Annotated in this window: 22 protein-coding genes; 13 read left to right on the top strand and 9 right to left on the bottom strand. The window is 61.9% G+C overall.

The window, feature by feature from the left end; all coding sequences use genetic code 11:
- Window positions 1–76: 76 nt before the first annotated feature.
- Window positions 77–1,264, top strand: coding sequence for an MFS transporter (locus KCG88_RS04775; RefSeq protein WP_047286676.1), 1,188 nt, complete (start codon window positions 77–79; stop codon window positions 1,262–1,264).
- 1 nt (window position 1,265) lies between these two features.
- Here the strand turns inward: KCG88_RS04775 and KCG88_RS04770 are convergent, their stop codons facing one another.
- Both KCG88_RS04770 and KCG88_RS04765 read right to left on the bottom strand, forming a co-directional pair.
- The gene (locus KCG88_RS04770) at window positions 1,266–2,303 is read right to left on the bottom strand and encodes a dienelactone hydrolase (protein WP_047286678.1); all 1,038 of its coding nucleotides are present in this window, start codon (window positions 2,301–2,303) and stop codon (window positions 1,266–1,268) included.
- A gap of 254 nt (window positions 2,304–2,557) precedes the next feature.
- Complete coding sequence (locus KCG88_RS04765) at window positions 2,558–3,169, bottom strand: FMN-dependent NADH-azoreductase (protein ID WP_047286680.1); 612 nt, start codon at window positions 3,167–3,169, stop codon at window positions 2,558–2,560.
- Window positions 3,170–3,303: 134 nt separating this feature from the next.
- Between KCG88_RS04765 and KCG88_RS04760 the strand changes: the two genes are divergently transcribed.
- Both KCG88_RS04760 and KCG88_RS04755 read left to right on the top strand, forming a co-directional pair.
- Complete coding sequence (locus KCG88_RS04760; protein ID WP_210711863.1) at window positions 3,304–4,212, top strand: LysR substrate-binding domain-containing protein; 909 nt, start codon at window positions 3,304–3,306, stop codon at window positions 4,210–4,212.
- Between the two features lie 11 nt (window positions 4,213–4,223).
- Window positions 4,224–4,568 carry an MmcQ/YjbR family DNA-binding protein gene (locus KCG88_RS04755; RefSeq protein ID WP_199522610.1) on the top strand — a complete coding sequence of 115 codons (345 nt, stop codon included), beginning with the start codon at window positions 4,224–4,226 and terminating at the stop codon, window positions 4,566–4,568.
- Here the strand turns inward: KCG88_RS04755 and KCG88_RS04750 are convergent.
- Both KCG88_RS04750 and KCG88_RS04745 read right to left on the bottom strand, forming a co-directional pair.
- Window positions 4,565–4,987, bottom strand: coding sequence for a DUF1294 domain-containing protein (locus KCG88_RS04750; RefSeq protein ID WP_047286687.1), 423 nt, complete (start codon window positions 4,985–4,987; stop codon window positions 4,565–4,567). The two genes, KCG88_RS04755 and KCG88_RS04750, sit on opposite strands and share 4 nt — an antisense overlap.
- The gene (locus KCG88_RS04745) at window positions 4,984–5,814 is read right to left on the bottom strand and encodes an undecaprenyl-diphosphate phosphatase (protein ID WP_047286735.1); all 831 of its coding nucleotides are present in this window, start codon (window positions 5,812–5,814) and stop codon (window positions 4,984–4,986) included. The genes KCG88_RS04750 and KCG88_RS04745 overlap by 4 nt, the downstream gene beginning before the upstream one ends.
- Before the next feature lie 294 nt (window positions 5,815–6,108).
- Here KCG88_RS04745 and KCG88_RS04740 point away from each other — a divergent pair, with 294 nt between their 5' ends.
- The 9 genes from KCG88_RS04740 to KCG88_RS04700 all read left to right on the top strand — a co-directional run bounded on the left by KCG88_RS04740 (window position 6,109) and on the right by KCG88_RS04700 (window position 14,190).
- A complete protein-coding gene (locus KCG88_RS04740) occupies window positions 6,109–7,743 on the top strand; it encodes a methyl-accepting chemotaxis protein (protein ID WP_047286737.1) in 1,635 nt (544 codons plus the stop codon).
- A gap of 89 nt (window positions 7,744–7,832) precedes the next feature.
- Window positions 7,833–8,396 carry a nicotinamide riboside transporter PnuC gene (pnuC, locus tag KCG88_RS04735; protein WP_047286689.1) on the top strand — a complete coding sequence of 188 codons (564 nt, stop codon included), beginning with the start codon at window positions 7,833–7,835 and terminating at the stop codon, window positions 8,394–8,396.
- A complete protein-coding gene (locus tag KCG88_RS04730; RefSeq protein ID WP_047336880.1) occupies window positions 8,393–8,917 on the top strand; it encodes an AAA family ATPase in 525 nt (174 codons plus the stop codon). Before pnuC ends, KCG88_RS04730 begins: the two co-directional genes overlap by 4 nt.
- Before the next feature lie 328 nt (window positions 8,918–9,245).
- Window positions 9,246–9,689, top strand: a complete 444-nt coding sequence (locus tag KCG88_RS04725; RefSeq protein WP_047286694.1) for a hypothetical protein — start codon at window positions 9,246–9,248, stop codon at window positions 9,687–9,689.
- Window position 9,690: 1 nt separating this feature from the next.
- Complete coding sequence (locus KCG88_RS04720) at window positions 9,691–10,269, top strand: hypothetical protein (RefSeq protein WP_047286697.1); 579 nt, start codon at window positions 9,691–9,693, stop codon at window positions 10,267–10,269.
- A 63-nt stretch (window positions 10,270–10,332) separates the two neighbouring features.
- Window positions 10,333–11,316, top strand: a complete 984-nt coding sequence (locus KCG88_RS04715; RefSeq protein ID WP_047286699.1) for a hypothetical protein — start codon at window positions 10,333–10,335, stop codon at window positions 11,314–11,316.
- Window positions 11,317–11,379: 63 nt separating this feature from the next.
- The gene (locus tag KCG88_RS04710; protein ID WP_047286702.1) at window positions 11,380–12,060 is read left to right on the top strand and encodes a C39 family peptidase; all 681 of its coding nucleotides are present in this window, start codon (window positions 11,380–11,382) and stop codon (window positions 12,058–12,060) included.
- A 46-nt stretch (window positions 12,061–12,106) separates the two neighbouring features.
- Window positions 12,107–12,847: a hypothetical protein gene (locus tag KCG88_RS04705; protein WP_210711862.1), complete on the top strand. Its 741-nt coding sequence runs from the start codon at window positions 12,107–12,109 to the stop codon at window positions 12,845–12,847.
- A 47-nt stretch (window positions 12,848–12,894) separates the two neighbouring features.
- Entirely contained in the window at window positions 12,895–14,190 is a 1,296-nt protein-coding gene (locus KCG88_RS04700; RefSeq protein ID WP_047286706.1) for a hypothetical protein, read from the top strand.
- A 69-nt stretch (window positions 14,191–14,259) separates the two neighbouring features.
- On the opposite strand, the gene KCG88_RS04695 is transcribed toward KCG88_RS04700, so the two are convergent.
- Complete coding sequence (locus tag KCG88_RS04695; protein WP_047336882.1) at window positions 14,260–15,585, bottom strand: sigma-54 dependent transcriptional regulator; 1,326 nt, start codon at window positions 15,583–15,585, stop codon at window positions 14,260–14,262.
- 353 nt (window positions 15,586–15,938) lie between these two features.
- Here KCG88_RS04695 and KCG88_RS04690 point away from each other — a divergent pair, with 353 nt between their 5' ends.
- Entirely contained in the window at window positions 15,939–16,205 is a 267-nt protein-coding gene (locus tag KCG88_RS04690; RefSeq protein ID WP_015635695.1) for a hypothetical protein, read from the top strand.
- Between the two features lie 177 nt (window positions 16,206–16,382).
- Here the strand turns inward: KCG88_RS04690 and KCG88_RS04685 are convergent, their stop codons facing one another.
- The 4 genes from KCG88_RS04685 to paaY form a co-directional block, all read right to left on the bottom strand.
- A complete protein-coding gene (locus tag KCG88_RS04685; RefSeq protein ID WP_210711861.1) occupies window positions 16,383–18,530 on the bottom strand; it encodes a phospholipase C, phosphocholine-specific in 2,148 nt (715 codons plus the stop codon).
- 331 nt (window positions 18,531–18,861) lie between these two features.
- Entirely contained in the window at window positions 18,862–19,872 is a 1,011-nt protein-coding gene (locus tag KCG88_RS04680) for an adenylate cyclase (RefSeq protein WP_210711860.1), read from the bottom strand.
- A 286-nt stretch (window positions 19,873–20,158) separates the two neighbouring features.
- Window positions 20,159–21,082, bottom strand: a complete 924-nt coding sequence (gene paaX, locus KCG88_RS04675) for a phenylacetic acid degradation operon negative regulatory protein PaaX (RefSeq protein ID WP_210711859.1) — start codon at window positions 21,080–21,082, stop codon at window positions 20,159–20,161.
- 64 nt (window positions 21,083–21,146) lie between these two features.
- Complete coding sequence (gene paaY, locus KCG88_RS04670; RefSeq protein WP_210711858.1) at window positions 21,147–21,740, bottom strand: phenylacetic acid degradation protein PaaY; 594 nt, start codon at window positions 21,738–21,740, stop codon at window positions 21,147–21,149.
- Window positions 21,741–22,029: the final 289 nt, after the last annotated feature.

Raw genomic sequence — 22,029 nt, 5'->3', positions numbered from 1 at the left:
TAGTTAGCCTGCTTTCTTTTATGGTCACGGCACGCGATGATGCAGGTCTCTAACCGCCGCCCGCGAACGAGCCTTCATGCCCGAGCCACAAACGCCCGCTCAAAGCTCCATGGCGATCACCCTGCAGATCGTCTCCATCGTCTTCTATACCTTTATTGCCTTCCTTTGCATCGGCCTGCCGATCGCGGTGTTGCCAGGTTATGTCCACGAACAGCTGGGCTTCAGCGCGGTGGTCGCCGGGCTGACCATTGGTGCGCAATACCTGGCCACCCTGCTCAGCCGGCCCATGGCCGGGCGCATGTCGGACACCGTGGGCACCAAGCGCTCGATCATCTATGGCTTGCTGGGGATTCTGCTCAGCGGGCTGCTGACCCTGGTCTCGGTACTGCTGGAACAGATACCGCTGCTGAGCCTTGCCGTGCTGCTGGGCGGGCGCCTGCTGCTGGGGGTGGCTCAGGGCCTGATCGGGGTGGGCACCATCAGTTGGTGCATGGGCCAGGTCGGCGCGGAACACACCGCGCGGTCTATCTCCTGGAATGGCATTGCCTCCTACGGCGCGATTGCCATTGGTGCTCCGCTGGGGGTGGTGATGGTCCAGCAATACGGTTTCGCCAGCCTGGGCATCGCCTTGTCGAGCCTGGCGATCCTGGCGCTGCTGCTGATCCGCAACAAACCCTCGGTGCCAGTGATTCGCGGCGAGCGCCTGCCGTTCTGGGCCGTGTTCGGGCGCATTGCACCCTTTGGCGCCAGCCTGAGCCTGGCCTCCATCGGCTACGGCACCCTGACCACCTTCATCACCTTGTTCTACCTCAGCCGCGGCTGGACCGGCGCGGCCTATTGCCTGACGGTGTTCGGCGTGTGCTTTATCTGCTCGCGCCTGCTGTTCATCTCCTGCATCAGCCGTTTCGGCGGCTTTCGTTCGGCCATCGCCTGCATGTGCGTCGAGACCCTGGGGCTGGCCCTGTTGTGGCTGGCGCCCTCCACCGGCTGGGCCCTGGTGGGGGCCGGGTTGACCGGCTTCGGCCTGTCGCTGGTGTACCCGGCCCTGGGAGTGGAGGCCATCAAGCAAGTGCCCAACAGCAGCCGTGGCGCAGGCTTGAGTGCCTATGCGGTGTTTTTCGACCTGGCACTGGCCATCGCCGGGCCGTTGATGGGCGCGGTGGCGTTGAACCTGGGGTATTCGTGGATTTTCTTCTGCGCCGCCCTGCTCTCGCTGACCGGCCTGGGCCTGACGCTGATGCTCAAGCGCCGGGCCGGCGCCTGAGTCATTGATCGGCGGTCTGCATCCCGGCCCGGCTTGGCCGGCCCAGGGTATGGGCGAAGAAGTTGCCGGCTTCGAGAATCAGGTTGCGGTGGATGTCTTCACGGTCGACGCCATCGGCATCGGTGCACAGCGCCGGCATCGCGGCCATCTGCTGCGCGGTGCAAGGCGCCATGAACACGAAATGCCCGGCGCCGGCCAGCAGCTTGAAGTCCGGGGCAACCGGCAGTTTGCGCGCCAGGGCCGCGGCGTTCTTGTCCAGGGCCACCAACTGGTCGCCATCACCACTGTAGAGCAGCACCGGCACATGCACCCCGGCCAGGGTCTGGCGGCCGAACTTGAGGCTCAGGGGGGCCAGCAGCATCAAGGCATGCACCCGGGGGTCGGCCACCGGTTGCAGGTCGTCGCGGTCGACGATCAGTTCGCCCTGGGTGTTGCAGGCATCCCGGTCATTGGGGCGCTCCTGGCAGTAGCGCCGCAAGCGGTCCAGGTCCGGCGTGGCGCCGGAGAGAATCAACGCGGTCTCGCCACCGGCGGAATAGCCGATCACTCCCACCTGGTCGGCATTGACGAAGGGCGACAGCATGGGGTCGCCGAGGGTTGCGGTGATGGCTTCGGAAATCTGGATCGGCCGCCCGTACAGGTTGCTCAGGGTACCCAGGCGGCTGTGGTCCTTGGAGTTGTCGCCGGGGTGAATCACCGCCACCACGACAAAGCCCTTGCGTGCCAGAGAGGTGGCCAGGTCATGCAGGGCCAGAGGGGTGCCGGTGTTACCGTGGGACAGCATCAGCATCGGGAAGCGGCCGATGGCGATCTTGGCATCCCGCGAAGCAGCGATCTGATAGCCCTCAAGCTGGCTGCCGTGCTCGATACCGGTGGACGGATAGAAGGCGATGGCGCGCATCGGTTGCCGATCCAGGGGGTCGAGAAAACTCATCTCGTGGAAGCCCACGCTCCAGTGCGGATGCGGCCCAGGGGCGGCCTGCACCGAAAGCAGGCTGCTGAGCAGGCAGATCAGTAACATTGCACAAAGACGTTTCATCGCACGCCCACCTTTGCCGCCGGATCGAGAAAGCCGTTCTCCCCTGCCATCCCTTGCCGCCAAGGCCTTGCAGCTGTACCACGCCGTAACCAGGGATGCACAAGCCGGGAGCATTGCTCCCTGTGCTGCATAACCCGGGCCAGAAACCCTGAACACCACAATAAAAAAACTCCGCACCCTGCCCACTTCATGCGGTGAGCAGAATACAGAGTTTAGTGGCCCTTGCCGTGCTGCAAAGGCTCTTTACACAAGCCTTACGCGGCAGCGAAGAGTTGCTGGCTGATCTGCACCTGGGCGTCACTCATGGCTTTGCTGCGCACTTCCTCGCCATAGGCCAGGCCATGGGCGCGAACAAATTCGATATCGGTGATGCCGAAGAAGCCGAACAGCACTTTCAGATAGTCCTCGTGAGCCACGCCAGTGGCCTGGCCCACGTGCAGGCCGCCGGAAGTGGAGACCACGATCACTTTCTTGCCGCCGCACAGGCCTTGCGGGCCGGCTTCGGTGTAGCGAAAGGTCTCGCCAGCCACCGCGATGCGGTCGATCCAGGCCTTGAGCTGGGTGGGGATGGTGAAGTTGTACATTGGCGCGGCAACCACCACGGTGTCGGCGGCCTTGAATTCGGCCAGGGCCTGAGCGCTGAGCTGGGCCTCATGCTTCTGCGCGGCGTCACGCAACTCGGCGGCGGTGCCGGCAGCCACCAGGGTGGCGGCGGAGAAGTGGCTGATGGCGTCATTGGCCAGATCGCGGTAGGTCACCTCGGTGGCCGGATGAGCGGCTTTCCAGGCCTCGACCACACTGTGGCTGAGCTGACGGGAGGCCGAGTTGTCACCAAGAATGCTGGAATCGATATGCAAGAGTTTCATCTGGGATCTCCAAGTGAGGACCGCCACTGGGCGATCGGATGTGGGCAATCCTACAGATGAAACCAATAGCTGATTAGCCGGTATAAATGCGATAGTTCGTCCCACTAGCAGAACAATCGAGCGAAAAATCCATCATGCAAGACCTCAACGACCTCTATTACTTCGCCAAGGTGGTGGAAGCCGGTGGCTTCGCCGCCGCCGGACGCCTGCTGGGCATTCCCAAATCGCGGCTCTCGCGGCGTATCGCCGAGCTTGAAGAACGCCTCAACGCCCGGCTGCTGCAACGCACCACCCGTCAACTGAACCTGACCGCCGTGGGCGAGCGTTACCTGCGGCACTGCCAGGCCATGCTGCTGGAAGCGGAGATGGCTGACGAAGCCGTGGCCAGCATGGCCAGCGAACCTCGGGGGCGCCTGCGGGTGTCGAGCCCGGTGGGCCTGGCCCACGAACTGCTGACCCCGCTGGTCAGCAGCTTTCTGGAGAAGTACCCCCAGGTGCAGCTGGAAATGCTCCTGCTCAACCGCCGTGTCGACCTGATCAACGAGGGTGTGGACGTCGCCCTGCGGGTGCGTGAGCTGGGCGACGAAGACCCGCTGCTGGTGACCCGGCGCCTGCGCCGGGCCCAGACGGCGATCGTGGCGACCCCAGACTTCCTCCGGCAGTACCCGGTGGAGCATCCGGAAGACCTGCGGCGCGTGCCGATTCTCGGCGCCCTGGAGGCCGACCGCCTGGTGCACCTGCGCCTGCTGGACCAGCAAGGCCAGGCCTGCGACCTGGCCCTGGAGGCACGCCTGGGCATCGACGACTTCATCGTGCGCCGTGCCTGTGCCCTCGCTGGCCAGGGCTGCACCGTGCTGCCCATGCTGTATTGCGAACAGGAACTGGCCAGCGGCCAACTGGTGCAGATGCTGCCGCAATGGTCATTGCCCGGCGGCTGGCTGCAGGCCGTGTATCCTCACCGCCGGGGTGTGATGCCGGCCGTGCGCGCCTGGATCGAGCACCTGAGTGAATCCTTCGAACGCTGCGGAGAACGACTGCTGTGAAAGCCCGAACCTTGAATCAAGAGCAAGTGGCGCAGTTCTGCCTGGGCCTGCCAGGTGCGCGGGAAGACTACAAGTGGGGCGGTGTGCGGGTGTTCTCGATTGCCGGCAACAAGATGTTCGCCGTGCAGCACTTGCGTGGCGACTCGCTGGCCTTCAAGGTCGACCAGGAGCTGTTTCTCGGTCATGTCGACCGCCCTGGCATTGCCCCGGCACCCTACCTGGCCCGGGCGCACTGGATCATCATGAACACCCCCTATCCCCTTGGCGCCTCGGAGCTAGAGACGCTGCTGCAGCGCTCTCACCAGTTGGTGGTGAGCAAGCTGCCCAAACGGGTTCAGGTGGGTTTGCTGCTCTAGAACAGGCTCAGCAGGCTGTTTTCCAGGAACAGCCGGTCGATCCAGAACACCTGGTGCAAGGCCACGATCAGCCAGAACACCATTTGGTAGGAGACCTTGCGGGTCTTGTGGCGCAACAGCTGCTGGGCCAGCAAGGCCCCGGGCCAGCCACCGGCCAGTTCCAGGGCATGCAGGACGTTCTCCGGGGTGCGCTGGCCCTGACCCTGGGCCCGGCGCTTGTCGTGCCAGTAGGCCAGGAAGGCCAGCAGGCTGACCGCCCCATAGGCGATCAGGGGAATGAGCGAAATCCCCTTCCACCACAGCGACAGCGAACCGAACAGCGGCAACCCGCACAGCACTAGGAACGCCAGCAGCTTGGCCCGGGGATGCTGGAGCCGCGCGGCACTGGCCGAGGGCGCCGGGCGACGGGCCGTGCTCATGGCTTGGCCGCCGACCAGTCGACCCAGCCGAACTGCCAGGTCGCCAGGATCAACAGGCCGAAGGCAATGCGATACCAGGCGAAGGCCGCGTAGCTGTGGCTGGCGATGAACTTCAGCAGGCCCTTGACCGCGATCATGGCGAAGACAAAGGCGGTGACGAAGCCGATGGCGAACACCGGGAAGTCATCGGGCTGGAACAGATGGCGGTATTTGTAGCCGGAATACACCGCGGCGCCGACCATGGTGGGCATGGCCAGGAAGAACGAAAACTCGGTGGCGGTCTTGCGTGACAGGCCGAACAGCAGGCCGCCGATGATGGTGGAGCCCGAACGCGAGGTGCCCGGGATCATCGCCAGGCACTGGGCGCAGCCGACCTTGAGCGCGTCCTTCCAGGTGATGTCATCCACGGTCTCGGCATGCACCTGGTGCTGCCGGCGCTCGGCCCACAGCATGATGAGGCCGCCGACCACCAGGGCCGTGGCCACGGTAATGGGGTTGAACAGGTAGGCATGGATCAGGTCGGCGAAGATCACCCCCAGCACCACCGCCGGCAGGAAGGCGATCAACAGGTTGATCGTGAAGCGCTGGGCCTTGGGCTGGGTCGGCAGGCCGATCACCACATCGAGGATCTTGCGGCGAAACTCCCAGACAACCGCAAGGATTGCTCCCAACTGAATAATGATGTTGAAGGCCATCGCCCGCTCGCCGCCAAAGTCGAGCAAGTCGGCCACAATGATCTGGTGCCCGGTGCTGCTGATGGGTAAAAACTCGGTCAGGCCTTCGACAATCCCGAGTATCAATGCCTGTGCGGCGGTCCAAAGATCCATCAATTCCCCCATGAAGCGATGCTCGTGGCATGCCTCTTTTTAATTGGTCAAAGCATTTGCTGCGTCGAGCGTAGCCGATAAATCGGCGCTCGTAAGATCAACACAAGCCCATGAAAATTATGTGAAAAGTTCAGAAAGGTTCAGGTTTTCGGCCAAGGCGCCGAAATCCTAGCAGACAGGCGCAAAACACGCCGCGATGTTATTGGACTTCCGTAGGGTTGGCGTTGGAAGGCCAGCATGCTTGGATGCTCGGGGCCTTTTATGACAAGAACAAGAATCTGGAGTGACCGGATGATGAATAGCTTACGCAAGATGTCCATCAGTCAGCGTCTGTGGCTGATCCTTATCGTGGCGGTGCTGACCCTGGTGACCCTGGGCGTGATGATGCTCAAGCAGATTCATGGGGACCTGTACCTGGCCAAGGCGCAGAAGACCCAGCACGTGGTACAGACCGCCGCCGGCGTGCTGAATTACTACCAGGGCCTGGAAGCCGCCGGCAGCCTGACCCGCGACCAGGCGCAGAAGCAGGCGCTGCAGGTGATTCGCGGGCTGCGCTACAACCAGAATGACTACTTCTGGATCAACGACCTGACGCCGGTGATGATCATGCACCCGGCCAACCCCAAGCTCGACGGGCAGAACCTGGCCGCGGTCAAGGACCCGGACGGTTTCGAGGTGTTCAACGAGATGGTGACCCTGGCCAAGGCCAAGGGCGGCGGCATGGTGGACTACCGCTGGCCCAAGCCCGGCGCCGAGCAGCCGGTACAGAAGACCTCCTACATCCAGCTGTTCCAGCCCTGGGGCTGGATCATCGGCTCCGGAGTCTACATCGACGACCTGCAGGACGAGTTCTACGCCCAGGTACTGCGCGCCTCCTCCATCGGCCTGGTGATTGCCCTGCTGATGGCCGCCCTGGTGGTGCTGATCGTGCGCAGCATTGTCAGCCCGCTGCGCGAGACGGTCCACGCCATGGCCAATATCGCCAGCGGCGAAAGCGACCTGACCCGCAGCCTCGACACCCATGGCCAGGACGAGGTCACCGAACTGGCCCGGCACTTCAACGGCTTTACCGCCAAGTTGCGCGGTGTGGTGATGCAGTTGCAATCCAGCGCCGCAGCCCTGGAACAGTCCTCCAGCGAACTGGGCAGCAACGCCAACGACGCCCAGGAACGCAGCCAGCAGCAGTCCCAGCAGATGGAACAGGTGGCGGCTGCCATCAGCCAGGTCACCAGCGCAGTCCAGGATGTGGCCCGCAACGCCGAGCATGCCGCCACCGAGGTGCGCGAGGCCGAGGCCCAGGCCCAGCAGGGCCAGGTCAACATCGACGGCAGCTTGCAGCAGATCGACCAGCTTTCTATGACCATCGACCAGGCGGTGGAAGTGATCCGCACCCTGGCGGCGGAAAGCACCCAGATCGGCACGGTGCTGGAGGTGATCCGCTCGATTGCCGAACAGACCAACCTGCTGGCCCTGAACGCTGCCATCGAGGCGGCCCGGGCTGGGGAGCAAGGGCGCGGCTTTGCCGTGGTGGCCGACGAGGTGCGCCTGCTGGCCCAGCGTACCCAGCAGTCCACCGCGGAAATCCAGGGCATGATCGAGCGCCTGCAGAACCATTCCGAAGCGGCGGTCAAGGTCATCGGCGATAGCAGCCGGGCCTCGCAACTGACCATCGAGCAGGCCGGGCTGGCTGGCGCCAGCCTCAACGCCATCGGCCAGGCACTGCGCAACCTCAACGGCCTGAACGCCACGATTGCCAGCGCCACCCTGGAACAGGCCCACGTGGTGGAAGACATCAACCACAATGTCGGCCAGGCAGCCGGCCTGTCTCAGGGCACGGCCCTGGCGGCCCAGCACTCCAGCGCCGCCAGCCGCCACCTCAAGGAGCTGTCGGAGCAGCTCAACGGCCTGTTGCGCCAGTTCCGCGTCTGACCCCTCGCTGAACCCAAGGCCCCGGACTGACGCCCGGGGCCGACTCTGGGTACAATCGCCCCCCTCCTCCATTTCCCCAAGGAACCGCCATGTCCGGGCTTGAACTGTTTGCCGCCGCCCTCGGCGTGATCGCCGTCTGGCTGACGGTCAAACAGAACCCCTGGTGCTGGCCCATCGGCCTGGTCATGGTGCTGCTGTACAGCTGGATCTTCTACGAGGTCAAGCTCTATTCGGACATGCTCCTGCAGGTGGTCTACGCGGTACTGCAGCTCTATGGCTGGTGGCAGTGGACCCGGGGCGGCGAACAGCATCAGGGGCGGCCGGTCAGTCAGTTGCAGTCCAGCGGCCTGCTACAGGGGCTGGCCCTGGGCGCACTGGGCAGCCTGTTGCTGGGGGCTGCCATGGCCCACTGGACCGACGCCGCGCAGCCCTGGCTGGACGCCGCCTTGACCGCCTTCAGCCTGGTGGCGCAGTGGTGGATGGCGCAGAAGCGCGTGCAGTGCTGGCCGCTGTGGATTGCCGTGGACGTGATTTTCGTCGGGCTGTTCGTCTACAAGCAGCTCTACCTGACGGCGGCGCTGTATGCCCTGTTCACCCTGCTGGCCGTCCAGGGCTGGCGAGCCTGGCGCGCCGACCCGGCCCTGCAGTCGTGAAGGTCCTGGTACTGACTGGCCCCGAGTCCAGCGGCAAGAGTTGGCTGGCGAGCGAGCTGCAAGCCCACTTCGGTGGCATCCAGGTGGGCGAATACGTGCGCCACTTCATCGAGCAGCAAGGACGCGACACCTGCCTGGCGGACATTCCCGAGATCGCCCGGGGCCAGCTCGCCTGGGAAGATCAGGCCCGCGCCCGGCAACCTGGACTGCTGATTCTCGATACCCACCTGTTAAGCAACCAACTCTGGAGCCAGACCCTGTTCGGCGACTGCCCGCCGTGGCTGGAACCGCAGTTGCTGGCCCGCCACTACGACCTGCACCTGCTGCTGTCGCCGGAAGATGTGGCCTGGAGCGACGACGGCCAGCGCTGCCAGCCACAACTGGCAGAACGGCTGGCGTTCTTCGAGGCTACCCGCCACTGGCTGGAGCAACACCGCCAGCCGTACCGCATCATTGGCGGCGACTGGCAAGCCCGCCGGCAACAGGCCTTCGAGCAGGTCCGGCAACTGCTGCAAGCCTGATCGGTGCAGCGCCGCAGGGCCACAAGTGTCCATCCCTGAAACACCTGCCTGGCCATCAGGCCGCCATTTTCCGCGGTGGCGCCCATGGCCGGGCAAACTGTTAAGCCCCTGATACACCCCCGCAGCAACCCCTGTTCCAGAGCGTTGCCCCGGTTATGGCCAATGGCCGTCGGGGGTAGGTGTCTCATCCCTGAAACAGCCCCGACAGCCGACGCCCTACAGCGCTCGCAAGCCTTTGAATTCTCTCAAGAAACAAAAAGCGGCACGGCTTCTGCTCTCTTCCTCGCAACGCCGGCTAGGGCCAGCACTGAGAAGAAGGAATACCGCCGTGGGGACGCTGAATAAAAGTTTCACCCGCCTACTGCTGATCGGCTGTGCCGTCAGCGCGGTGTGCAGCCTTCCGGTGATGGCTGCGGGGAATGGCGAAATCGTTCTTGAACGCCAAGTGCACCCCACGCCCATTGGTCGTGCCCTGAATCGCGACCCTAACCCCACCACGGTCAACGCCAATCCGTCCGCTCTAGTCACCGGGACGCTCGATAACGAAATGAGCGACAGCGACTTCGCCGGGGTCAACAGCGGTTCGCTGGTCCGCGGTGCAGTGATGCCCAATGGCACTGGCGTCGCCGGCCTCAACGTCGTGACCAATCCCGATGGCCTGCCAGGCATGACCACCGGTCACGGTGGCGGCTCGGGCGCGTCGATCTCCAACTCCATCAACCGCTCCATCAGCTCCGGCATGGCGCCCTTGAACAACATCGGAGGCCATTGAGATGAAGCATTCATTGCTCTTTCTTGGCCTGCTCGCATGCACGTCGGCCATGGCTGATAACGCCAGCCAGGTCCAGGACACCGCGACCTTGGTCAATTCCGGTTCCAGCTATAACGGCAACCTCAACATCAACCAGGCCGCAGGCGATCAACAGCAGCAAACCAACGTACGGGCCATCGCCATCGGCACCAACGCCAAGGCCAGTACCAGCGTGACCCAGAAACTCACCACGCCCGCCGACCGCTCGGTCAACGCCAGCAGCACCATCGGCGGCAACTCGTTCAGCAATGGCAGCGGCGCACTGGGCGTGAACCAGTCGTCCGGGGCCAACAACCAGATGGTCAATGCCCTGCGGATCAGCATCAGTGCCAACCCGCAAAGCATCGACGACAGCGCCCTGTCGCAGCAGAACGTGGCGCTGTTACCAAGCTCGGGAGCATCCGACGCTCAACAAGGCAGCCGCCAGGTCGTTACCAGCGACCAGGCCTTCACCGGCAGCCGTGGAGTGATTCAGGTGAACCAGAGTGCCGGGGTGGGGAACCGAATGGCTAACACCCTGAGCATCCGGGTCGCTGATTGACCCGTCGTAGTGCGATTAGAAAGTACCAACACTTAACCAACTAATAAGCACCGGAGAAACACCATGAAACCCACAATGGCTCTCAAACCACTGGTTTTCGCACTGGCCGCCGTCATGGCAATGGCTGCCCAGGCAGGTGGTAACGATCATGGTAACAACGGCGGTCATGGCAACGATCATGGCGATCAGGGCCCGGACCTAAGCACTCTGCTGCAAATCACCGCCGGCGCAGGCGCTGCCGTCCTGGATGTACAGAACAGCAACACCAACGTGGTGAAAAACCAGGGCACCAACAACAACGCCAAGATTGACGGTTCCCTCAACAGCTCCAACGGCAACATGGGTGCCAACGCCGCCGCCGGCGACGGCAACCAACAAGACAACGCCGCCGCCCTGGCCACCGCCGATGAAAACTTCATCTTCGGTAGTGCAGTAGCCGCCTCCAGCGCGACTCAGGTCAACAACAACAACTACGTGAAAAACTCTTCGACCCAAAACAATGCCGTGCTCAACAACTCCGGCAACAACGGTTCCGGCAACATCGGCATGAACGTCACTTCCGGCGACTTCAACCAACAGAAAAACAACCTGGCCATCGCCGTATCCGGCGGTCGCGTAGCCACTGCCGCGGCTTCGGCCAACCAGACTTCGACCAACCTGGTGGTCGAAAACAAAGGTGTTCAAGCCTACAAAACCACCACCCTTTCGGGCGGCTTCGTAGCCTCTGGCACCTACAAAGGTACCGGCACCGGGAAAATCGAAGGTGGCGACGATCATGGTGGCCATGGCTATGGCGACAACCATGGCAATGGCAACGACGATCAGAAAATCTCCATCAAGGAACAAGGCACTATCGAACTGGCTGGCTACTGGACCCAGCAAGTGCTGACCAAAGACGGCTGGAAAAACCCAGTGGTCAACAACGCCAGCATGACCAACTCGATGAACGGCTTCTCCGGCAACGGCGGCGCCAACGTCTCGGCTGGCGTGGGCAACCAACAAAGCAACTCGCTGTCCATCGCCGCCGGCTGCAAAGCCTGCATGTAGTCGCGATCGTAACGAAAGCCCCGGAAACGGGGCTTTTCCACAGTCCTGCCAGGCGTAACGATCATGCGTACTGCGATCATCCTTCTACTGCTGAGCCTTTGCGGCCCCGTGCACGCAGCACAGATGGCAGTCGCCGGGCTTCCCGGTGGCGGCCTGATCTTCAAGAAAGTGCAGAGTGTGCGTGAGCGCAGATTCAGCGACATCGTCGAACAAAAGACCGACTTCAGCTGCGGCGCCGCCGCCCTGGCGACCATTCTGCGCCAGGCCTACTGGCTGGACGTCGATGAGGAACAGGTCATCAAGGGCATGTTGATGAACTCGGACCAGAAGCTGGTCCAGACCCAGGGTTTCTCGATGCTCGACATGAAACGCTACGCGGAAAGCATCGGCATGCGCGCCAGGGGCTACCGGATTCCTCCGGAAAAGCTCGAGGCAGTGACCATTCCGGTGGTCGTACTGATGGAAATTCGCGGCTACAAGCACTTCGTGGTAATGCAGCGGGCCCAGAAAGACTGGGTCTACATCGGTGATCCGGTGCTAGGCCACAAGCGCTACACCCATGAGGACTTCGTCAAGGGGTGGAATGGCATCGTCTTCGCCATCATCGGCCCCGGCTACGATAAGGCCAATGCCTTGCTTGACCCACCCGCCCCACTGACCGCGAAAAACAAGCTCGACACCTTCTACCCGGTCAAAGACGCGGAACTGATGGATTTCGGTTTCATCCAAAGCGACTTCTTCTAGAAGCCTCCACACGATAAAGGGGAGCAGGACGCTCCGGGAGCAGCAGATGAAGACTCCATATTGGCTGGCTGTCGCCTGCCTGGCAGCAGCGCTTCCAGCCCATGCTGGTTTCAAACCCATAGAAGTTCAAGACCAGGAATTATCACAGATGCGGGGCCGTTATGTGATGCCAGGACGGATCATCAGCTTCGGCATCGTCATGAGCAGTACCTGGCGTAATGCCAGTGGTGATCTGATTGGCGCCACCAGTAGCCTGCAGATTCAGCAGTCCACGGTCACGCCACAGTTCTATGTCACCACCATCAGCCAGACCGGCAACGGCAGTACCCCTTCACAAGGTACGGGCAACGTGATCGGCGGTGCCGGGCTCGGTACCGGCCAGGGCGTGACCCAGGTCGTGCGGGCCGCCGGCGACGGCAACAGCGCCTATAACAACGTCAGTATCAATGTCAGCGAAGCCAACCAGGCACCCAGCCTGAGCAACAGCCCCGGCCAGGCCCTGCTCAGTGGCCAGACCATCACCGGAAGCAATGCTGCAGGCAGTGTGGCGGTATCGGCGGTCAACGGTGGAATCCAGATGGCCATTCTGGCCAGTGGCAATCAGGGCAACACCTTGCAGCAAGTGGCCCAGGGCAATGTCATGCAAAACACCCGACTGCTGGGCAACAGCAACCTGGTCAACAACCTGACCCAGCTCAACGTAGTACTGAAGAACAACGGTCCCAGCAGCGGTGCGCTGGACTGCAACCTGACGACGCTTAATGGACTACGCAGTTTGAAATTCTGAACTACGCTCCTTTCGACCATTGGGGTTCACAAGGGACGGTTTATTTCATGTATCGATCGGTTTCACTGCGCGCTGTGGTTTGTTTGAGCACTCTATTTCCGATGGCACTGCAAGCGGCGCCCGACGCGGACGTAGAGACCTTGAAACGGGAACTTCTGGAACTGAAGCAACGTTACGAAGTGCAGCAGAAGGCCCTCGCGGTTCTGGAACAACGGGTTCGCCAGGTCGAGGACCAGCCCGTGGCACCACCGCCCAAGCGCCTGGCGAAGTCGCCAGCCGACTTGAAAGGCAACCAGCAGGTCGCCGGCAGAGGGGCCGGCGCAGCGTCCGGGGGCGCTGCAGGTGGTGCGAGCTATGGCCAGTCACTCAAGGATGATTCGACGCCGGCACAAAGTGTGACCAACCTCTATGACGAAGCCAGCGGCTTCTTTGGCGGCGGCAAGTTCAGCGTGGAAACAGGCATCACTTACGCCCGCTACGACACCCGCCAACTGACCCTCAACGGGTTCCTGGCCCTGGATTCGATCCTGCTGGGCAATATCAACCTGGATCGGATCAAGTCCGATACCTGGACCCTGGACCTGACGGCCCGCTACAACCTCAATAACCGCTGGCAGTTCGATATAAACGCGCCAGTGATCTACCGCGAGTCAACTTATCAGTCAGGGGGCGGCAATGGCGGCAGCGCCCAGGCAACCGTCGAAGAATCAGTCACTCGTGACCCTACGCTGGGTGACGTGAACTTCGGAGTCGCCTACAAGTTCCTGGACGAATCGGACAGCCTGCCTGACGCGGTGGTCAGCCTGCGCGTCAAGGCTCCCACGGGCAAGGACCCGTTCGGTATCAAGTTCGTCCAGTCCCCCAAGAGCAGCAGCCTGGTGGTGCCTGAAAGCCTGCCAACCGGTAATGGCGTCTGGTCGATCACCCCCGGCATCTCCCTGGTCAAGACTTTCGACCCGGCAGTGTTGTTCGGCAGCCTGTCCTACACCCACAACCTGGAAGAATCGTTCGGGGATATCAGCTCCAATGCCGGCGAGAAAACCCCCGGCAAGGTGCAACTGGGTGACAGCTTCCAGGTCGGCGCCGGTGTAGCCTTTGCCCTGAACGAAAAGATGAGTATGGCCTTCTCGGTGTCTGATCAGATTCAGCGCAAGAGCAAGCTCAAGTACAGCGGTCAGGACTGGCAATCGGTGACATCCAGCGATGCCAACGCAGCCTATTTCAACGTCGGCATGACCATCGCCGCCACCGACCACCTGACCATCGTGCCCAACCTGTCCCTGGGCATGACCCAGGACGCACCGGATTTCACCTTCAGCCTGAAATTCCCCTACTACTTCTGACCCCCCGGCAAAACGCCAAGGCCCGCTGCGATTCCCCAATCGCAGCGGGCCTTGGCATTTTTACCCGCCCTAGCGGATCTGGTGCTTGTGCAGCAAACGGTAGAAGGTCGGGCGCGAGATCCCCAGGACCCGTGCCGCCACGCTGAGGTTGTCGCTGTGCCGGTTCAACACGTCGCGCAGGGCCTGGCGCTCGGCGCGGTGCTTGTAGTCTTCAAGGGTGCCCATGGGCAGGTCCTGGGCCGGCTGGCTGAGCAGGCCCAAGTCGCTGGCCTGGATCTGGCGCCCCTCGGCCAGCACCAGGCCGCGCCGCACCCGGTTGGCCAGTTCGCGGACATTGCCCGGCCAATCATGCTTGCCCATGGCCACCAGGGCATCCTCGCTGAAACTGCGGGGCCGACGCCCGGTTTCCTGGCTATAGAAGTGGGCAAAATGGCTGGCCAGCATGCCCAGGTCACCATGGCGCTCGCGTAACGGCGCGGTGATCACTTGCAACACATTCAGGCGGTAATAGAGGTCTTCTCGAAAGCGCCCGCTGGTAATCGCCGCTTCCAGGTCGACGTGGGTGGCCGCCAGAACCCGCACATCCACCGGAATCGGCTGGCTGCCCCCTACCCGTTCGATGTGCTTTTCCTGCAGGAAGCGCAGCAGATTGGCCTGCAGCTCCAGCGGCAGGTCGCCAATCTCGTCAAGAAACAAGGTGCCGCCATGGGCCGCCTCGATGCGCCCAACCTTGCGTTGATGGGCGCCGGTAAAGGCGCCCTTCTCGTGCCCGAACAGTTCGGACTGGATCAGGTGTTCGGGAATCGCCCCGCAGTTGATGGCGACAAAGGGTTTGTCGTGGCGCTGGGACTGACGATGCAGGGTACGCGCCACCAGCTCCTTGCCGGTGCCGCTTTCGCCTCGGATCAGCACGGGCGACTCGGTGGGCGCCAGTTTACCCAGCAGCTTGCGCAGGTCGCGGATCGGCCGGCTATCGCCCAGCAACTCATGTTCGGGCTGGTCCACATGGATCGAGCCCTGGCCCCGCAGGCGCGCCATGCCGAACGCTCGGCCGAGGGTCACCTGGACCCGTGACACGTCGAACGGCAGGGTGTGGAAGTCGAAAAACCATTCGCAGACAAAATCCCCGACCTTTTGCAGGCGCAGTACTTCCTGGCTCAATACCGCGATCCACTCGGTGCCGCTGCGGCTGATCAGGTCCTTGACCGCCTCCGGGCGCTCCAGGTGAAAAGGCTGCAGGCGCAGCAGTCCGACATCGCAGGAGCGTTCGCGGGCGGACTCCAGGTCACAGCTGTCGACATCCCAGCCAATGCTGCGCAAGCCAGGTAACAGGCGATGGCAATCGTCACAGGGATCGACCACCAGCAAACGGCGCTGCACAGGGGCTTCGAGCATGACTGTTCCTTGGCGCCAGGGAATGGAAAAGTTATTAGAAACAGTGGTTTGGAAAACCTGGCTGTAACATTAGCAAGAACTTGACGGTGGAATGTATCAATTGCTTATAGGGCTGATTGCCAAAGGAACTAACGTGGGATTCCAGGCTGTTCACGAGCGACTGATTGTCGCAGTTTTTTTATCCGTCCCCCGCAACTAAGGGCCTGGCCACATGACCTGTGCACGAAAGTTGTAAAAACTTGTTTTTCAGTGTGACCCGAGTGCTACCTCGGTGCATCAGTACAAATGACCAGCCGAACGGTAAGCCCAACCGACGGCACATCATTTGATTGGGCACACAGAGAGAAGACCCCATGAACGCCCCGCTCCGTATCAACGAAGCACTTTTGATCGCCGACCGCGCATTCCAGCCTTTTCAATGCGTGGCCTGGGCTCCACAGGACGGTAATGGCGAACTCAGCCTGACCGTCATCGACCGTACCAGTACCCGTATTGGCCACACCCAGATTCCCAGCAGTGCCTACTCCGATCCAGCCCAGCTGGAAGACCTGCTCAAACAGGCCCGCGCCGAACTGAGCCAGGACGGTTATACCTTGCAGTCTTGGGCCATGCCCAAGTAAGCGTTGCTGTTAACGGATCACCCGAAGGGGTGATCCGTTATTTAAAGCAAACAACTAAGCACCCTATCTATTCTGCTCTCCCCCACAACTTCTACCGCTCGGGTATTAGTTGCACTTATCGTTATCCAGCCCGGCTTTGGGTTCCATTTCGAAAGCGCCTCGTTTTTGCCAGTGACTTCATGCCCGCCCCATCAAGGGGTCGCTGATGCTGTGCGCTCCGGTTTCCAGGCGCCCGGCGATCCGGCGCAGCCAGCCGCCGTCGCTGCGCAGCGTCAGGTCATACCAGCCGCCACTGCCCTCGCAGGCGAACACCTGGCGCACCTCGCCCCGGGCCGGTACCGCCAAGGTCCATGGCCCCTGCTGGGTATAGGGGCAACGATCGACGCTGATGACCACCCCATGCTCCCCCGGATTGCTCAGGGTCAGTTGCAACTGGCTGTTGCTAGTGGTTACCAGCAGTTCGGGCTGCAGGGTTTTCAGATCGCCGTGGAAACTGCGGTGAAACCCGTTGGGGCCCAGGACCCAGAGCTGATAGCGCTCCACCACCGGCCAGCTGTCCTGCAGGGCCTTGCCGGCTTCCACGGTATAGCGGCGGGGAATCTCGCTCAGGTGCAGGCCATCGTAGACATGCAGAACCGCACCCTGCTCTCCGGTGTTCTGCAGGCTCAGGGACAAGGTGCGAGCCTTGGGGTCGGCCTGGCTGTCCACATGCAGCCGATAGGGCAAGGCCCGGGAAGGCCGGGCCAGGCGCTGCTGCTGCGGCGCCAGTTGCTGGCCGGCCGAGGGCAGCGGCACCGGCAGCAGTTTTTCCTGGCGCTGACGCAGGCTGTCGGCGGCCTGGCGGGTAGTGGTCTGCAGCGCGGGAAGGGTTTCATGGTTGGGGTCGGCGAAGTTGAACGCCGAGGTCAGGTCACCGCAGACTGCACGCCGCCAGGCGCTGATGTTCGGCTCTCGCACGCCAAAGCGTTTCTCGAGAAATTGCAGCACCGAGGTATGGTCGAACACTTGCGAGTTGACCCAGCCACCACGGCTCCAGGGCGACAGCACCAGCATCGGCACCCGCGGCCCCGGCCCATATACGCCGCCATCGGGCAAGGGTTGCTGGGTCGAGCCGGCCGGGGCCGGGTGGGTGAACAGTTCGCTGTCGAAACCCAGGGTGGACTTGCCGGCAAAGCTGCCGTCCTTGCGCCGCGAAGGCGCCGAGGGCGACGGCATATGGTCGAAGAAGCCGTCGTTTTCATCGTAGGTCACCAGCAGTACCGTCTTGCTCCAGACCTCGGGGTTGCTGGTCAAGGCCAGGAGAATTTCCTGGGTGAACCAGCCGCCCTGCACCGGGCTCGAAGGCCCGGGATGCTCGGAATAGGCTGCCGGCGCCACAATCCAACTGACCTGGGGCAGCTTGCCGGCCTGCACGTCGTTGCGAAACCCGCCAATGATGGTCTCCAGGTTGCTGCCGCTGCTGGCCGGCAGGGTGTTGCCATTGCCCTTGTACAGCGGTGCCACGGCGTTGAGCCCGTCGCTGTAGGGCACGAAGGCATTGAAATCCTTCGGCGGCTGGGCCGGGTTGCCCACCTGCACGCTGGCGGCCCGGTACTGCCGGAACCCCGCCAGCGGGTTGTCGCCGAAGTTGTCCGGCAGGTGCTGGTACACCTTCCAGCTCACGCCCTGCTCTTCCAGGCGCTCAGGGTAGGTCTTCCAGTTGTAGCCGACATTCGCCGGCCCCGGGCCGTCCCATTCGTTGACCACCGCCGCTACCTTGGCTGCGCTCGCGCCATTGCTGCCTGTCCAGAGGAACAGCCGGTTGGGGTTGGTGCCGGCGTGCACCGAACAGTGGTAGGCGTCACACAGGGTGAAGGTGTTGGCCAGGGCGAACTGGAAAGGCAGTTCCTGCTCGCTGTAGTAGCCCATGGAGGTGTTGGTCTTGTAGGTCGGCCAGGCGCTGATACGCCCCTCGCCCCAGGCCGAGTGGGCGTCCGCCCAGGAATGCGGGGTGCCGCTGACGCGCTGGGCGTTGCCCTTGCTGCTGTCCAGGTGATAAGGCATCACCAGCCGGCCCTTGCCCTGTTGCTCCCACACCTCCCGTTGACCGGTCTGTGGGATGGTGAAACGGTCACTGAAGCCGCGTACCCCGCGAAAGGTGCCGAAGTAGTGGTCGAACGAACGGTTTTCCTGCATCAGGATCACCACATGCTCGACATCCTTGATGGTTCCGGTCCGGTTGTTCGCCGGTATCGCCAGGGCCTGGCGGATGGATGCCGGCAATGAGGAGAAGAAAGTACCGATGGCGGCCGCTTGCAAGAGCTTCCTGCGTGTAAGACTGGGCATGGGTTATTGAGTCCTTATGGTTGCAGCGCGATATATAACGCTGCCCCCAAGGTAGGGCGCGCAAATAACAATGCAGTGACATTGCCATTGCATTTAGTTCATCAAGCGTGCAACGACCCGGCGCCGTCCTGACTTTCCAGTTCGGCAATAACTCATTGCCAGTTAACGCCGGAAGAATATTTCATGAATAAAACACCCGAGTTCAAGAAATGCCCGGTACATTTCGCCAACACCTTAACTTCGCGCTGGAAAAATGCACTATTGAGTGAGCCCGAAAACAGGCTTCGGATACTCCCGGGCCTGTATCCGCCTTATCGGAAAAAGCACAGTGCTATTGAAGGCTATCGGCTACTTCATTGCGCTGGACCCGCAGCGGATTGAATAGCAGGCGAATAAACTGCGGATCTCGGGCCAGTTTGTAATTTTCACCGACGAAGTATTCTTTGGCGGCTGGGTCATTCTTGCCGACATATAAGATCCAGGCCGTGGTAATACCGGCAAACTCGTCTTCCCTGACACTTCTGACCGGGCTGAAATGGGTGGCGTTATGGGCGGTTGCGCTCCAGCCCGGCACGGTCTTGATCAGCCCGCCCTGCCACAGCCTTGGCCAGGCCCAGGCCGGGACCACTACGTCCGCTGCGCCGGTGAGTACCAGGGTCGGCGTCTTCACCGTGGAGCCAAGGCCGATCGGCCCGGGTTCGATCGGCAGCGAGCCGATATAGCGCAACTGCGGGTCGATGCCCTTCAAGGTCTCTGGCAAGAGGCTTGCCGATAGAATCGATGCGCCTCCTCCTGCCGAATGCCCCGCCACAATGGTGCGCGCTAGGTCGACCTTGCCGAACAATGGCGAGGTCGGGTCCTGGTTGAGCTTGCTCAGTTCCAGGGCGCCGAGCACATGCATGGTGGGTGCGGTGTTGATGAAGTCCGAGGAGATAATCACGATGAAACCGTAGCTCGCCCACAGCCGCAGCAAATCTGTGTACTGGCCCTGGTTGGAGAGAATGCCGCCAACGAAGTTGACCACTGGCAACTTGTCCAATTGCTTGATATTGGACGGGTAATAGACACTGGTGGAGATTGGATTGGAGAATCCGTAAGGAAAGGACTGATTGCATTGCAGACTGTTATCCAACAGCATGATCCGCGCCAACACCCCCAACAACCCACGGCAATCACCCAGAACAGCATTGGTGCTGACTGTATAGGGCCCCGGCGACTTGGCATATTGATCATTGGCCAGCCCAAATGCCGGAACCAGTTGCGAAGCAATAGCCAACTGCCCCCAAATAACCAACATCATGGCCAGGCCAAACTTTGTAGCCAGGTTGCGAATGCACTTCATCGATAATTCCTTTATCTGTCTGCTTTCCCTGCAGGACCGAATACCTGTACCTGGCCATGCTCCCTATATTGCAAATATCTTCAAACTTGCAGTGCACGTCATTCAACTGCAACAGCGCAGAAACATTCTCCGCTTAGTTACATGAATACCTTCGCGACCCTAGATCAGGACAAATTCGCAGGTCAATGATTATTTAACATCCGGGCCGCGATAAACCCGGGCTGCAACGCCCTGGGCCAATCCCCTGGCCCAGGGCATCACAGCTGGCCCCTCTTGGATGAGCGGGCTAGACCAGCCCGCCAAAACGCCGATAGTAGCTTTCGCCGACATCCGGCAACGGGCCATCGGCGTTCTCCAGGGCAGTGGCCAGCCATTCTTCGGCCCGGGCCTGGATCAGGCGATAGATGTTGCGACACAGCTGGCGCGCCGCGCGGCCTTCCCAATCCCCGGGCAGCAGCTCATCGGGCAATTGCGGATCGCGCAGCAGCAGCTTGCGGTACTCATGAATCAGCAGCAGCCGGGCCAGGAAGCATTCCTGGGGCTGCAATTGCTCCTGCTCGCGCAGGGCCTGCCAGAGCGGGCGGAACAGCTGGATGAATTCGCTGTAGTGGGCTGCCAGTTCATCGATGTTCCAGCTTTCCCGCACTTGCAGGCGCAGGGCCCTGGACCCCAGGACATCCTGGGGCGTGGTCTCGAAGACGATGGTGTCGTCCTGGGCCCCAAGCTCCACCAGGGTGGCGTTGATATCGGCCCGATCACTGCGCGGGCAGGCCAGCAGTACCGGCGACATGGCGCCGAACCCCTGCCATTCCAGCTCTTCGCGCACCTGCTTGCGCAGCTCGACAGGCAATTGCGAGAGCATCACCAGGCACCAGGCGCCGTCCCAGGCCGGCACTCCGGCGCTGTATACGCGCTTGAAGGCCTTGTCGAAGCGCCGGCGCCCGGTCAGGGTCAGGCTGTAGTAGCTGCGCCGGCCGACCTTTTCGGCGCTCAGCCAACCCTCTTTGCTCAGGCGGAAGATCGAGGTGCGGATCAAGCGCTCGTTGATCCCCATGGGTTCCAGCAACTGAATCAGGCTGCCCAGCCACACCGTACCGCCGTGGGGCTCGATGGCATCGCCGTACAGGGTGATGATCAGCGAACTGGCGCGGATCGGGGTCTGCTCCTGGAAACGTTTGATCAGGTGGTTCAGTGGCGCTAGGGACGACATGGATGTACCGGTAAAAAAGGAAGGAATATAGCGGGTTTCAGGCAGCCATAGCGCCCGGCCAGGTTCATGGACGAGCCTTGGGGCGCAGCGCGCTGTTGCCGATTCGCGGGCGCCCGGGTTCTGCCTCCCGCAGCGGCTCGCAAGGCCGCATCTGCTCCAGGCAACGCCTGGCCAGCTGTTGGTATTCGCGGGTTCCTGCCTGCTTCCAGGCCAGCTCCGCGTCACTGAGCAGGCGGCTGACTCGCGCCGGCGTGCCCATGATCAGCGACTGTGGTGCACACTCGAAGCCGGCCTTGACGAAGGCTGCCGCGGAAACGATGCAACGGGGCGCGATATGCGCGTTGTCCATCACCACCGCATTCATGCCCACCAGGGCGTCGGCGCCAATTCGACAGCCATGCAGGACAGCGCCATGACCTATATGGCCGTTGCGCTCGACCACGGTATCGCTGTCGGGAAAACCATGCATCACACACGTATCCTGCAGGTTTGCCCCCTCCTCCAGGACGATCCGCCCAAAGTCGCCCCGCAAGCTGGCCAAGGGGCCGATGTAACAATGGGCGCCGACCATCACGTCACCAATCAGTACCGCTGAAGGGTGCACATAAGCGCTGGGGTCGACCACTGGGGTTAATCCATCGAGGCTGTAACAGGTCATGGAGAGGTTCCTTGAAGAACACGTCATCTGAAAGCAGGAAATACGATGAACTGCGGATGGCAGTTTGTATCAGATTATTGGCCAGACACAAGACAGGCGCTACTGCAACCAACCAGCCCAGACGCTCCATAAAGACTTGCCATCCCCGTACTTATCAATGATTTAGGCAGCCTGGAGGTTTTCATCGTCCCCCCGGAGCAACAAAAAAACTGGACCGGCAGCTAAAATCAAGACACATTAAATTCATGTTGCTATTGTTTTTATGTATCACATTGGCGATATACTCGAC

Source organism: Pseudomonas sp. MWU349 (assembly GCF_017947325.1).
Taxonomy (GTDB): domain Bacteria; phylum Pseudomonadota; class Gammaproteobacteria; order Pseudomonadales; family Pseudomonadaceae; genus Aquipseudomonas; species Aquipseudomonas protegens.
This window is presented reverse-complemented; position numbering and strand designations above follow the sequence as displayed.